General features: G+C 56.7%; 10 protein-coding genes. 2 read left to right on the top strand and 8 right to left on the bottom strand.

Features of this window, described 5'->3' with window-relative positions; all coding sequences use genetic code 11:
• The first annotated feature begins 47 nt into the window (after nt 1-47).
• Nucleotides 48-1,238 carry an NO-inducible flavohemoprotein gene (hmpA, locus tag AAIR21_RS14900; protein ID WP_025203455.1) on the top strand — a complete coding sequence of 397 codons (1,191 nt, stop codon included), beginning with the start codon at nt 48-50 and terminating at the stop codon, nt 1,236-1,238.
• Nucleotides 1,239-1,333: 95 nt separating this feature from the next.
• On the opposite strand, the gene glnB is transcribed toward hmpA, so the two are convergent.
• From glnB to purL, 5 genes are all read right to left on the bottom strand, one after another.
• The gene (glnB, locus tag AAIR21_RS14895) at nt 1,334-1,672 is read right to left on the bottom strand and encodes a nitrogen regulatory protein P-II (RefSeq protein WP_003860685.1); all 339 of its coding nucleotides are present in this window, start codon (nt 1,670-1,672) and stop codon (nt 1,334-1,336) included.
• A gap of 80 nt (nt 1,673-1,752) precedes the next feature.
• A complete protein-coding gene (gene glrR / locus AAIR21_RS14890) occupies nt 1,753-3,090 on the bottom strand; it encodes a two-component system response regulator GlrR (RefSeq protein WP_183516103.1) in 1,338 nt (445 codons plus the stop codon).
• Nucleotides 3,087-3,836: a two-component system QseEF-associated lipoprotein QseG gene (qseG, locus tag AAIR21_RS14885; RefSeq protein ID WP_025203454.1), complete on the bottom strand. Its 750-nt coding sequence runs from the start codon at nt 3,834-3,836 to the stop codon at nt 3,087-3,089. The genes glrR and qseG overlap by 4 nt, the downstream gene beginning before the upstream one ends.
• A 1-nt stretch (nt 3,837) precedes the next feature.
• Nucleotides 3,838-5,265: a two component system sensor histidine kinase QseE/GlrK gene (qseE, locus tag AAIR21_RS14880; RefSeq protein ID WP_047955966.1), complete on the bottom strand. Its 1,428-nt coding sequence runs from the start codon at nt 5,263-5,265 to the stop codon at nt 3,838-3,840.
• 534 nt (nt 5,266-5,799) lie between these two features.
• The gene (gene purL, locus AAIR21_RS14875; protein WP_183516102.1) at nt 5,800-9,687 is read right to left on the bottom strand and encodes a phosphoribosylformylglycinamidine synthase; all 3,888 of its coding nucleotides are present in this window, start codon (nt 9,685-9,687) and stop codon (nt 5,800-5,802) included.
• A 266-nt stretch (nt 9,688-9,953) separates the two neighbouring features.
• On the opposite strand from purL, the gene mltF reads away from it, so the two are divergent.
• On the top strand, nt 9,954-11,504 hold the full coding sequence (gene mltF / locus AAIR21_RS14870; protein ID WP_014171200.1) for a membrane-bound lytic murein transglycosylase MltF: 1,551 nt from the start codon (nt 9,954-9,956) through the stop codon (nt 11,502-11,504).
• On the opposite strand, the gene tadA is transcribed toward mltF, so the two are convergent.
• Genes tadA through AAIR21_RS14855 form a run of 3 tightly spaced genes read right to left on the bottom strand, consistent with a single transcriptional unit; the run spans nt 11,392 to nt 13,956 of the window.
• Entirely contained in the window at nt 11,392-11,931 is a 540-nt protein-coding gene (gene tadA / locus AAIR21_RS14865) for a tRNA adenosine(34) deaminase TadA (RefSeq protein WP_020883010.1), read from the bottom strand. The genes mltF and tadA overlap by 113 nt on opposite strands.
• 24 nt (nt 11,932-11,955) lie before the next feature.
• On the bottom strand, nt 11,956-12,591 hold the full coding sequence (gene yfhb / locus AAIR21_RS14860; RefSeq protein WP_020883009.1) for a phosphatidylglycerophosphatase C: 636 nt from the start codon (nt 12,589-12,591) through the stop codon (nt 11,956-11,958).
• Between the two features lie 3 nt (nt 12,592-12,594).
• The gene (locus AAIR21_RS14855) at nt 12,595-13,956 is read right to left on the bottom strand and encodes a PTS transporter subunit EIIC (RefSeq protein ID WP_183516101.1); all 1,362 of its coding nucleotides are present in this window, start codon (nt 13,954-13,956) and stop codon (nt 12,595-12,597) included.
• Nucleotides 13,957-13,959 lie beyond the last annotated feature (3 nt).

Below are 13,959 nucleotides of genomic sequence, written 5' to 3'. Positions count from 1 at the left end.
GATGCATTTAAAATACATCATTAAAAACACCACTGAAGGACGCTGCTATGCTCGACGCTCAAACCATCGCCACAGTTAAAGCCACTATTCCCCTGCTGGTCGAAACCGGCCCGAAACTCACCGCCCATTTCTACGATCGTATGTTTACGCATAACCCGGAGTTGAAAGAGATTTTCAACATGAGCAACCAGCGTAACGGCGATCAGCGCGAAGCCCTGTTCAACGCCATCGCAGCCTACGCCAGTAATATCGAAAACCTGGCGGCGTTGCTGCCTGCCGTGGAAAAAATTGCGCAGAAGCACACCAGCTTCCAGATCAAACCGGAGCAGTACAATATCGTCGGCGGCCATCTGCTGGCCACACTGGATGAGATGTTTAGCCCGGGTCAGGAGGTGCTGGACGCGTGGGGAAAAGCCTACGGCGTGCTGGCAAACGTGTTCATTAACCGTGAAGCACAGATCTACAGCGAAAACGCCAGTAAGGCAGGCGGCTGGGAAGGTACCCGCGCTTTCCGTATCGTCGAGAAAACGCCGCGCAGCCAGCTCATCACCAGTTTTGAGTTCGAGCCGGTGGATGGCAAGCCGGTCGCTGATTATCAGCCGGGGCAGTATCTGGGCGTGTGGCTGAAGCCTGAAGGTTTCCCGCACCAGGAGATTCGCCAGTACTCCCTGACCCGCAAACCAGACGGTAAACGTTATCGCATTGCCGTAAAACGCGAAGATGGTGGCCAGGTATCAAACTGGCTGCATAACGAGGCTAACGTGGGTGATGTGGTTCATCTGGCCGCGCCTGCGGGCGATTTCTTTATGGCGGTTGAGGCGAATACGCCGGTCACCCTGATCTCAGCCGGGGTGGGCCAGACGCCAATGCTGGCGATGCTCGACACCCTCGCTAAATCAAACCACAGCGCGCAGGTAAACTGGTTCCACGCCGCCGAGAACGGTGAAGTGCATGCGTTTGCCGATGAAGTGAATGCGCTGGCTTCCGGTCTGCCACGCTTTACCGCCCATACCTGGTATCGTCTGCCGACGGATGCCGACCGTGCAGCCGCACGCTTTGACAGCGAAGGTCTGATGAATTTGAGTCAGCACGAAGGGGCATTCAGCGCGCCGGAGATGCAGTTTTACGTCTGCGGACCGGTAGCGTTTATGCAGTATGCCGCGAAGCAGCTGGTGGAGTTGGGTGTGAATAAAGACAACATTCATTACGAATGTTTCGGGCCGCATAAAGTACTGTAATCGCCCGATGGCGCTACACTTTCCCGGCCGGTGAGTTTTTGCAGGCCGGGTAAGCATAGCGCCACCCGGCTGAATCAGGAATCAGGTACTGACGATTAAATCGCGGCGTCGTCTTCTTCACCGGTACGGATACGGATCACGCGTGCCACATCAAAGACGAAGATTTTACCGTCGCCAATTTTGCCGGTCTGCGCCGTACGGATAATGGTATCCACACAGGTATCCACGATATCGTCGCTCACCACGATTTCAATTTTCACTTTTGGCAGAAAGTCCACCATGTACTCTGCGCCACGGTAAAGTTCGGTGTGGCCCTTCTGGCGACCAAAACCTTTCACTTCCGTCACTGTCATCCCGGTGATGCCCACTTCCGCCAGCGCTTCACGCACATCATCCAGTTTGAAAGGTTTAATAATCGCATCAATCTTTTTCATGGTGGGTCCTTAAACTCTTGCCTGTAAGCTGCTTCGTAATCGGTTGCTCACAGTATCATACTCATTCAGATTTTGCGGTACTACTCTTTAAAATCGTTTGCTTCCAGCTCATGGCGGGAGAGCAGCTTGTAGAACTCGGTACGGTTGCGCCCGGCCATACGCGCCGCATGGGTTACGTTGCCTTTGGTTATCTGCAGGAGCTTGCGCAGATAGTTCAGCTCGAACTGATTACGCGCCTCTGCAAACGTCGGCAGCGCGGTGTTTTCCCCTTCCAGCGCCTGCTCCACCAGCGCGTCGCTAATGACGGGTGACGAAGTAAGCGCCACGCACTGTTCAATAACGTTCACCAGCTGGCGCACGTTGCCCGGCCAGCTTGCAGCCATCAGCCGTTTCATCGCATCGGTGGAAAACGCCCGGACAAAAGGCTTATGCCGATCGGCCGCCTGACGCAAAAGATGGTTTGCCAGCAGCGGAATATCTTCCGCCCGTTCGGCCAGTGCCGGAATTTTCAGGTTCACCACGTTCAGACGGTAGTAGAGATCTTCACGAAACTCGTTGCGCGCCATGACTTTTGGTAAATCGCGGTGCGTGGCCGAAATGATACGCACGTTAATATCGATATCGCGGTTACTGCCGAGGGGGCGCACTTTTCGCTCCTGCAAAACACGCAGCAATTTGACCTGCAGCGGTGCCGGCATATCGCCAATCTCGTCCAGGAAAAGTGTGCCGCCTTCTGCCGCCTGGAAAAGCCCTTCCCGGCTGCTCACCGCCCCGGTGAACGCCCCGCGGGCATGACCAAACAGTTCAGACTCAAGCAGTTGTTCAGGGAGCGCACCACAGTTAATCGCGATAAAGGCGTTTTTGCTGCGCGGGCTGGCGTTATGGATAGCCTGGGCAAGGATCTCTTTCCCGGTACCGCTCTGGCCGTTAATCAGCACGCTAACGTCTGACTGTGCCACCATCCGGGCCTGTTCGAGCAGACGCAGCATACTCGGGCTGCGGGTGACGATAGACTCCCGCCACGCTTCATCATTCGACGGAGCCGCGTGCTCAAGCGCGCTGTCGATAGCCTTATAGAGGGCATCTTTATCTACCGGCTTGGTGAGGAAGCTGAATACCCCCTGCTGCGTCGCGGCAACGGCATCCGGAATTGATCCATGCGCCGTCAGGATGATCACCGGCATGCCAGGCTGCTGCTTCTGGATCTCCGCGAACAGCTGCAGGCCATCCATTTCATCCATTCGCAGGTCGCTAATCACCAGATCAACCTTCTCGCGGCTCAGGACTTTCAGCCCCTCCTGCCCGCTTTCCGCCGTCACCACGCTGTAGCCTTCACTGACCAGACGCATCCCCAGCAGCTTTAACAGCCCCGGATCGTCATCCACCAGTAAGAGATGGGCAGGTTTTCGGCTTGTCATGGCTTCACATCCTCTTGTTTCTGCGCATCACCGTCTGGCGTCGCGGCTGACCCTTTTGGCGCGTCAGGCAGATAATTTCCGGCCGGTTTACGCGTCGAGAGCTGTCTTTCGATGTCGGTCAGGTTTTCAAGCTTGCGCGTCGTGGTATCCAGTTGAGCACGCAAGTGCTGCTCCTGCTGGCGCAGCGTATCTAGCTCGCTGTCGGTGGATTGCTGTAATTTGCTGTAGCGAAAACGCTCTTCAGACAACTGCAGTTGCAACGCCTGACCATCACGCCAGAGCTGATACACCGGGCGCACCTGCGCCGGAAGATTTCCAACAAACGTGTCCAGCCGCGTGACGTTGGTGCGACGCTCAACGGGGGTGATTTTCGCATCCGCGAGTAAAATTCCACGCTTGAACGCGTCCTGCCAGGTATCGTCATTGAGCATCGCCGCTTGCGAGCGCGCCTCAACCGGCGCCAGACGCTGGGCGCAATCTATTCCACGTAGCCAGAACAGCGGATTGCTCTCGACGTCATGCCCCGACAGATTCCAGATGTCGTCACAGCGGGTCGACAGAAAATCTGCCAGCTGATTATCTGGCCATTTATCTTGTTGTTTATCGCTAATCGCACTTTGCGGCACATGGGAAACACAGCCCGCCAGAAATAAACAGGGCAGGCTCAGGCGAAACATATTGCTGGAAAACACCGCGCGCACGGCGCGGGAAAAGACGTGTGACATACTCACCAGGCATAGATTCATTTCATTGATTTTTCCGGCTCAGGGGCAGTTCAATACGGAAGCAAACATCTGACCGTTCGTCCGTGGCAATTTTCAGCTCACCCTGCATGCGTCGTATGCAGTCCCGGGCAATACTCAGGCCCAGCCCACTTCCTTTTACCGCCCCTTTCCGCTGATGACTTCCCTGGAAAAAGGGTTCAAAGATCATGGTTTTTTCGTCATCAGGGATTGGAATGCCGGTGTTAGCGACGTCAATAAACACCCGTGAACCATTCGTATAACTTCGGATATAAATGTTACCGGATTCAGTACCATAGTGCACCGCATTGGAGTAAAGATTATCCAGAACGCTCATCAACAGCATCGGTTCCGCGAGGCAGGTTGGCTCACTGAGCTCCACCCCGGTATGCATCATTTTAGCTCTTGCTGGCAAGCTATGGGCGGAGATCACCATATCCACCAGCGGCGCAATATCAACGTTTTCCAGCACCACCGCGCCATCCGCCAGCTTGCGGTTGTAGTCCAGCAGTTGCTCAATCAGCTTTTGCAGATTGCGGCTGCTGGCATCCAGGATGTCGACAATCTCTTTCTGTTCGGGCGTAAGCGGCCCCGCCACTTCATCCGCCAGCAGTTCCGTTCCTTCTCGCATGCTGGCAAGCGGCGTTTTAAGCTCATGGGAAATATGGCGCAAGAACTGATGGCGCTGGGATTCCAGCCATGCCAGACGTTCAGAAAGCCAGATAATGCGCTGGCCAACGGAGCGCAACTCGCGCGGGCCTTTAAAGGCGACCGTATCCCCGAGAGACTTCCCCTCGCCCAGGCGGTTAATCATGCGCTGGATACCCTTCACCGGGCCGATGATCATGCGGGTAAAGAGCAGAACCAGGCCGAGGCTGACGAGGAACAGCACCAGCGCCTGCCAGCCAAAGAACTGGCCACGTTCCGCAATCTCCTGCTGCAGCTGTTGCCCGCGCGAGAAGATAACCGTGCGGGTAGACTGCACCATCTCGGTATTGGCATTCGCAAAGGCTTCAAGACGGGCAGCCGCTGCGGCATCCGGGCCGCTGTTCTTACACTGCAGTTGCGCCAGATCGTTCAAATCCTGACGTAACGCCTGATAAAGCTTATCGTCCGGCAGCACCCCTGCATGGGCGTCCAGCATTTCACTGTAGCGTTTACGTTGATTCTGATAGACCTTTTCCAGAGTAGGATCGTCAAGCACGCAGTACTGGCGATAGCTGCGTTCCATCTCCAGCGCGGCGTTAGTCATCGCTTCACTGCGTCGGGCGTCGATCAGCGTCGTGCGGTTAGTCAGTGCCGCCTGCGCACTCAGCGCGTTGAGACTCTGCCACGCCTGCCATGCCAGGATCAGCAAAGGCAGCAGGATTAGCAGAAAGGCCATCATGACAAGCTGTCGCAGGGAACGAGGAAAAACGGGCCAGCGTTTCAACGCATTACTCTCTTTATCGGGGTTTAAGGAGAGCGTAACTGAGTCTGCCCTTCAGATACAACAAAGCCGGGTAAAAACCCGGCTTTGTCATGGAATGAGGCGGTGCCTAACTCGACGTTTCGCCCTGGCCTGATAAAGCAACGCTATGATCAGTAGTTGGACGGCAGGCACCTTTTTGTGCGTCATTCGAAGTTTATGTAGCACGTCCCGAAGGGGCTGACATAAGAAGGTGAATGAGCCACTGATTAATATTATGCAACACTCGTGCCATAATGCAAAACAATAAATTATCTTATTGATATTTATCTATTTTATGCAATTATGCCGTTAATTGCCCGCTGAATGATTTCCAGGCTAAGTGTCGCTAAAAAGCAACACCTTAACGACAACCTACCACACCCTATATAATTCAATGGGTTAAATGTCTCCTTTTGGAGACACCACGAATAGCGGATTGTCGCGGTTTTGCGACAGGCACAAAAAAGCCCGGTGGCGTTTTCGCTTACCGGGCCTGCTGTGGGAGTAGCGGTACGCTTAACCTAGCTGTTTACGCGCATTACGGAAGATACGCATCCACGGGCTGTCCTCGCCCCAGTTTTCCGGGTGCCAGGAGTTGCTCACGGTACGGAACACACGTTCCGGGTGCGGCATCATAATGGTCGCACGACCGCTTTCGCTGGTCACCGCAGTGATACCGTTCACCGAACCGTTCGGGTTAGCCGGGTAGGATTCTGTCACCTTGCCGAAGTTATCGACAAAGCGCAGCGCCACCAGGCCTTTGCTTTCAAGCTGAGCCAGATGAGCTGCATCGCGCACTTCAACCTGGCCTTCGCCATGGGAAACGGCGATTGGCATCTGCGACCCTACCATGCCCTGCAGCAGCAGAGACGGGCTTTGGGTCACTTCCACGAGGCTGAAACGCGCTTCAAAGCGGTCGGACTGGTTACGCACAAAGCGCGGCCAGGCTTCGCTACCGGGGATCAGCTCGCGCAGGTTGGACATCATCTGACAGCCATTACATACGCCCAGCGCCAGCGTTTGCGGACGGTGGAAGAAGGTTTCAAACTCGTCGCGGACACGGCTGTTGAAGAGGATGGACTTCGCCCAACCCTCACCTGCACCCAGCACGTCGCCGTAAGAGAAACCACCGCAGGCGACCAGCGCCTGGAAATCTTCCAGACCGGTACGCCCGGCCAGCAGGTCGCTCATGTGAACGTCGATGGCATCAAAACCCGCACGGTAGAAGGCAGCAGCCATCTCAACGTGGGAGTTGACGCCCTGCTCACGCAGTACGGCCACTTTCGGACGCGCGCCGGTCGCAATGTACGGCGCGGCGATATCTTCGTTGATGTCGAAGGAGAGCTTCACGTTCAGGCCAGGATCGTTGTCGTTAGCCTTCGCGTTGTGTTCCTGATCGGCACACTCCGGGTTGTCACGCAGGCGCTGCATCTGCCAGGTGGTTTCAGCCCACCACATACGCAGGGTAGAACGGCTCTCGCTGAACACCGCGTGGCCATCCGCTTCAATGACAAAACGGTCGCCCTGCACGGCTTTACCCAGATGATGCACGCAGTCTGCCAGGCCGTGCTGAGCCAGTACGCTTTCAACCACGTCACGATCTGCGGCACGCACCTGAATCACCGCGCCCAGTTCTTCGTTAAACAGCGCCGCCAGACGATCCTCGCCCAGCGTCGCGATGTTCGCTTCGACGCCGCAGTGGCCGGTGAAGGCCATCTCAGCCAGAGTAACCAGCAGGCCGCCGTCGGAACGGTCGTGGTAGGCCAGCAGTTTACGCTGTGCCACCAGGGCCTGGATGGCGTCGTAGAAACCTTTTAACTGCGCCACATCACGTACATCTGCCGGCTTATCACCCAGCTGGCGATAAACCTGCGCCAGCGCGGTCGCTCCCAGCGCGTTATGGCCTTTACCCAGGTCAATCAGCAGCAGGGCGTTATCTTCAGTCACCAGCTGTGGCGTCACGGTATGGCGCACGTCTTCTACGCGGGCAAACGCGGAGATGATCAGCGATAGCGGAGAGGTCATCTCGCGCTGCTCGTTACCCTCCTGCCAGCGGGTCTTCATCGACATGGAGTCTTTACCCACCGGAATGGTCAGGCCAAGTGCCGGGCAGAGCTCTTCACCCACCGCCTTCACGGCTTCATACAGGCCCGCATCTTCGCCCGGGTGGCCCGCTGCGGCCATCCAGTTCGCGGAAAGTTTGATACGTTTAATGTCGCCAATCTGCGTTGCGGCAATGTTGGTCAGTGCTTCACCAACGGCCAGGCGAGCAGACGCGGCGAAGTCCAGCAGAGCGACCGGGGTACGTTCGCCCAGCGCCATCGCTTCACCGTAGTAGCTGTCGAGACTCGCGGTGGTGACGGCACAGTTAGCCACCGGGATCTGCCACGGGCCAACCATCTGATCGCGCGACACCATACCGGTCACGGTACGGTCGCCGATAGTGACCAGGAAGGTTTTCTCCGCCACGGCCGGCAGGTGCAGAACGCGATTGACCGCGTCAGCCACGGTAATGCCCTGACGATCCAGCGCTTTGCCAGCTGCTTTACGGGTCTCAACGTCGCGGGTCATCTTCGGCGTTTTACCGAGCAGCACGTCCAGCGGCAGATCGATCGGCTGGTTGTCGAAATGGGTGTCGCTCAGGGACAGGTGCAGCTCTTCGGTCGCTTCACCGATGACGGCATACGGGGCACGCTCGCGGCGGCACAGCTCGTCAAACAGCGGCAACTGATCGGCAGCGACGGCCAGAACATAACGTTCCTGGGATTCGTTACACCAGATTTCCAGCGGGCTCATGCCTGGCTCATCACTCAGGATGTCGCGCAGGTTGAAACGACCGCCACGACCACCGTCACTGACCAGCTCCGGCATGGCGTTGGACAGACCACCCGCGCCTACGTCGTGAATAAAGAGGATGGGGTTGGCATCACCCAACTGCCAGCAGCGGTCAATGACCTCCTGGCAACGGCGTTCCATCTCCGGGTTATCACGCTGTACGGATGCAAAATCGAGATCCGCATCAGACTGACCGGAGGTCATAGAGGAGGCAGCCCCGCCGCCCAGGCCGATGTTCATAGCCGGGCCACCCAGGACGATCAGCTTCGCACCGACTACGATCTCGCCTTTTTGCACGTGATCGGCGCGAATGTTACCGATTCCGCCAGCCAGCATGATCGGTTTGTGATAGCCGCGCAGCTCTTCGCCGTTGTGGCTCTCCACTTTCTCTTCGTAGGTACGGAAGTAACCGTTCAGCGCAGGACGTCCAAATTCATTGTTGAACGCCGCCCCGCCCAGTGGGCCTTCGGTCATGATATCCAGCGCGGTCACAATACGTTCCGGCTTGCCGAAATCCTCTTCCCACGGCTGCTCAAAGCCCGGGATGCGCAGGTTGGAGACGGAGAAACCCACCAGACCGGCTTTTGGTTTAGCACCCCGTCCGGTTGCGCCTTCGTCGCGGATTTCCCCGCCAGACCCGGTCGCCGCACCCGGCCACGGCGAGATCGCCGTCGGGTGGTTATGCGTTTCGACTTTCATCAGGATATGCGCCGGCTCCTGATGGAAATCATAGCGCCCTGCTTCGCGATCGGCGAAGAAGCGGCCCACGTCAGAACCTTCCATCACCGCGGCGTTGTCTTTGTAGGCAGACAGCACGTGGTCAGGCGTTTTTTCCATGGTGTTTTTGATCATTTTGAACAGCGACTTCGGCTGCTCTTCACCGTCGATAATCCAGTCGGCGTTGAAAATCTTGTGACGGCAGTGCTCAGAGTTTGCCTGAGCGAACATGTAAAGTTCGATGTCGTTCGGGTTGCGGTTCAGCTTAACAAACGCATCCTGCAGGTAGTCAATTTCGTCTTCTGCCAGTGCCAGACCGAGACGCAGGTTGGCGTCAATCAGCGCCTGACGGCCCTGCCCCAGCAAATCGACGCTCTGTACCGGCGCAGGCTGATGGTGGGAGAAGAGTTTCTGCGCATCGTCCAGAGAGGCAAAGACACTCTCCATCATGCGATCGTGCAGCTCAGCGGCAACGGTTTGCCACTGCGCATCGGTCAGGGTAGACGCTTCAACGTAGTACGCCACGCCGCGCTCCAGACGGTTAATCTGGTTCAGACCACAGTTGTGGGCGATGTCGGTGGCTTTGGAAGACCAGGGGGAGATGGTGCCTGGACGAGGCGTCGCAAGGATCAGTTTGCCGGTTGGCGTATGGCTGCTCAGGCTTGGACCATATTTGAGCAGGCGTTCCAGCTGTACTCGCTCCTCTGCATTCAGGGGTGCATTCAGGTCAGCAAAATGGACATACTCAGCGTAAATATTGCTTACCGGAAGGTCGGCTGCCTGAAAACGTGCCAGCAGTTTATTGATACGGAAGGCAGACAGTGCAGGCGAACCACGCAGAATTTCCATCATAAGTCTCTCGTCTTCGAAGCGCCGGGGCGCTTACAGTGTGCGCAAGGGGGAAAACGGGCGTCATTATAGAGAATCCTGAGCGTCGACGAAACCGTTTGCGTCGAAATAAAATCAACGTTTACGTTTAACAATAGATGTGACCTCTCTCTCTAATTTGTTGCCAAGTGGCGTAACTTTACGCAAAATGCCGCTCATTCAATGGCAAACCTTATTCTTAACATGGCTACAGCATACTGAGGCACCCGGCGTCGCAGAGAATTAACTAATTGAAAAAATTAAAGATTAATTATCTGCTCATCGGCATTGTAACGTTGCTGCTGGCAGTGGCCCTCTGGCCTTCCATCCCCTGGTTCGGTAAAGCCGAAAACCGTATCGCCGCCATACAGGAGCGGGGGGAATTGCGCGTCAGTACCCTCAACTCGCCGCTGATTTACAGCGACATTAACGGCAAAACGATTGGCCTGGATTATGAACTGGCGCAGCAGTTTGCCGACTATCTTGGCGTGAAGCTCAAAATTACCGTCCGTCAGAATATCAGCCAGCTGTTTGATGACCTGGATAACAACGATGCCGATATCCTTGCGGCCGGGCTGGTGTACAACAGCGAGCGCAGCAAGAACTATCAGCCAGGCCCAACCTACTACTCCGTTTCGCAACAGCTGGTCTACCGGGTCGGGAGCCTGCGCCCGCGAACGCTGGCGGCGATTAATGCTCAACAGTTGACCATCGCCCCGGGCCACGTCGTGATTGACGATCTGCGTGAGCTCAAGGAGAAGAAATTCCCGGACCTGAGCTGGACGGTTGATCCTAAGCTCGGTACGACTGAGCTGCTGGACCAGGTAAAAGATAAAAAACTGCCCTACACCATCGCTGATTCGGTCGCGATCAGCCTTTTCCAGCGCGTGCACCCCGAAATCGCGGTGGCGCTGGACGTGACAGACGAACAGCCGGTGACCTGGTTTAGCCAGCTTGATGACGATCAGACCCTCTCTGCGGCGATGCTCGATTTCTTCAACACCATCAATGAAGACGGTACGCTGGCGCGTCTGGAAGAGAAATACCTCGGCCACGGTGACGATTTTGATTACGTCGACACCCGAAGCTTCTTGCGCGCAGTCGATAGCGTGCTGCCAGACCTGCAGCCGTTATTTGAGAAGTATGCCCAGGAGATCGACTGGCGATTACTGGCAGCGATCTCTTATCAGGAATCCCACTGGGATACTCAGGCCACCTCGCCCACTGGCGTTCGCGGCTTAATGATGCTCACTAAAAATACCGCTCAGAGCCTTGGGCTGACCGACCGCACCGATGCAGAACAGAGCATCAGCGGCGGCGCACGGTATCTGCAGGACATGATGGGCAAAGTGCCGGAGACGGTGCCTGAAGAGGAACGGATCTGGTTTGCGCTGGCAGCCTACAACATGGGTTACGCGCATATGCTTGACGCGCGCGCGCTGACGGCGAAAACGAAAGGTAACCCGGACAGCTGGTCAGATGTAAAACAGCGCCTGCCGCTGCTGAGCCAGAAGCCGTGGTACAACAAGCTGACCTACGGTTACGCGCGCGGGCATGAAGCCTACGCCTACGTGGAAAATATCCGTAAATATCAGATTAGCCTGGTGGGTTATCTGCTGGAGAAGGAAAAAGAGGCGGCAGAGGCAAATCAGCTGGCCCAGAGTTATCCGGTGGTGGCACCGGACGAACTTACTCGCCCGACAACTTCAATTCTGCCTTTTGTTGCTTTTTCTGCTGACGGCGCATTCGAAAGAAATCACTTAATAGCCCCGCACACTCTGGTGCAAGTACCCCACCGATAGTCTGCACCTGGTGGTTCATTCCCGGGTGTCCCAGTACGTCCATCAGCGAACCGGCCGCTCCGGTTTTTTCATCCCGCGCGCCAAAGACCAGCGTGCCGATACGGCTATGCACCATCGCGCCGGAACACATAACGCACGGCTCAAGCGTGACATACAGCGTGGTATCAAGCAGACGATAGTTTTGCAGCACCATTCCGCCCTGACGAAGGGCCATGATTTCAGCGTGCGCAGTCGGATCGTGACGGCCAATCGGGCGGTTCCACCCTTCCCCTATCACCTGGTTATTGTGGACAAGCACAGCACCCACGGGCACTTCCCCCTCGTCCCAGGCGCGCTGGGCAAGCGTAAGCGCATGGCGCATCCAGTATTCATGATCGCGTTCAGGGTTGCACAACGGTTGATACTCCAGTCTAAAAGCGGGCGGCATTATACACACCCGCTATAGATAAGACTATTCGAGTTGCTGAAGTTCGCCTGCGGGCGTGACGCGCCAGCGATGCTGGCAAAAATAGAGCAGCGGGTTGTCCTGCTTGCTGTCGCTGTAGCCGCTGTAAAGACGCAGTGGCGTACCGATTCGCTTCTCCAGTTGCACCACCTTTTCATGTCCCAGGCAGCGCATGGTCAGTACCCATCCACCGTACCCGCGGGTAATTTGCGTGGCGATAAGATTCACCCGCGGCAGCCACGGGGTATCATAATAGACCTGTTCCACCAGCGCTTGCGGGGATCCGGTAATCAACCAGATGTCGGCATCGTTCGCGTCGAGATAGCTGGTGAGCCTTGCCTGAACAACCGGAAACGCGGTCACATGCCCGCGAAACCAGTGCACAAAGTCCTGCTGAAGCTGTTTAAGCCGCGCTTCGCTGCGCCCAAAGGTACAGCCCCAGAGCAACAGGCTCATTGGCCAGCGCGCTGCCCGACCTTTTAGCAGCAGCGCAATGCCAATTACGGGTAAGAGAGGTAATACGAGCAGCGCATTCAAAGGCTGACGCCGCAGCAGGTAGCGCATAAACGTACCAAACATATCCTGCTGATGCAGCGTACCGTCCAGGTCGAAAAAAACAACGCGACGCTCGTGATTTGCCAAACCTTACTCCTCTGGATCGTTGAATCCTAACAGCCAGGTAAACAGGAACCCGGCGATCACCGCTACCAGATAGCCTAACAGATAGAGCATAACTTTTCCGGTCACGATGGTGAGCGCCAGCGGCAGCCCGGAGATCCCGAAGGTGATCACCGTTGCCACTTTCCAGTAGCTGATCAGCGCTCCGCCTACCGCCCCTCCCAGGCAAGCACCGAGGAACGGTTTCCCCAGCGGCAGCGTGACGCCGAAAATCAGCGGCTCGCCAATTCCGAGTAATCCGACCGGCAACGCACCTTTGATCACTTTTTTCAGCCGCGCGTTGCGGGTTTTCATCAGTACGGCAATCGCCGCCCCGACCTGCCCCACGCCAGCCATCGACAGGATGGGCAGCAGCGCGTTGTAACCGTGCGCCTGCACCAGCTCGACGTGGATCGGCACCAGCCCCTGATGCAGACCGGTCAGTACCAGCGGCAAGAAGGTACCTGACAGCACGGCCCCCACTAACAGACCGCCACGATCGATAGCCAGCGATGCGCCATGGGCGATGGCCTCAGAGATCCAGCCCCCCAGCGGTTGCAACGCCACAATAGCCACGCTGCCGGTGATCAACGTCGTTAACAGTGGATTGAGGATCAGCTCAATTGATCCAAGCAGGAGAGTGCGCAGTTTCTTCTCGATCCAGCACATCAGGATGACCACCAGCAGCACGGCAATCACCCCGCCGCGGCCAGGCTGGAGCGCCTCACCAAACAGGGTTATCTGCGCCAGTTGTGGGCTGGACAGAATACCTGCCATCACCCCGCCCATGGCCAGCGAGCCGCCAAAGACCTTCGCGGTGTTGACCCCCACCAGAATGTTCATGATGGCAAACACGGCGCTGCCGAAAATACCGAGAATGCCTAATAAATTAGGGTAGTGGGTCGCGAAGTCCCCTACGATATCCGGACGCTTAAGAATATTGATGATCCCGGTGATTAAGCCAGAGGCAATAAACGCCGGGATCAGCGGAATAAAGACGTTGGCCAGTTGTCGCAGCGCATCGCTCATGGGGGCTTTGTATCGGGCCTTTGCCTGCGCCTTCGTACGTTCGACGTCATCGATCGCCACGCTCTCGCCGCCGACCATCAGCGCACGCATGGCATCCACAACCTGCGCCGCCTTTCCCGGCCCGACAATCAGCTGGTGCTGTTGCCCCTGTTTAACGTAACCACTCACGCCGGAAAGCTGCTTCAGACGCGGCACATCAAGCTGCTCGTCGTTATGCACCTCGACGCGCACGCGCGTCATGCAGTTTTCCAGACGCTGAATATTTTTTTCCCCACCGATCCCCTGCAGGATATCGCTGGCGAGCGCTGCTGTTTTGTCCATACA

It is taken from the genome of Enterobacter sp. PTB, assembly GCF_051130085.1.
Taxonomy (GTDB): domain Bacteria; phylum Pseudomonadota; class Gammaproteobacteria; order Enterobacterales; family Enterobacteriaceae; genus Enterobacter; species Enterobacter ludwigii.
Note: the sequence above shows the minus strand (reverse complement) of the source record. Positions and strands in the feature narration are given on the sequence as shown.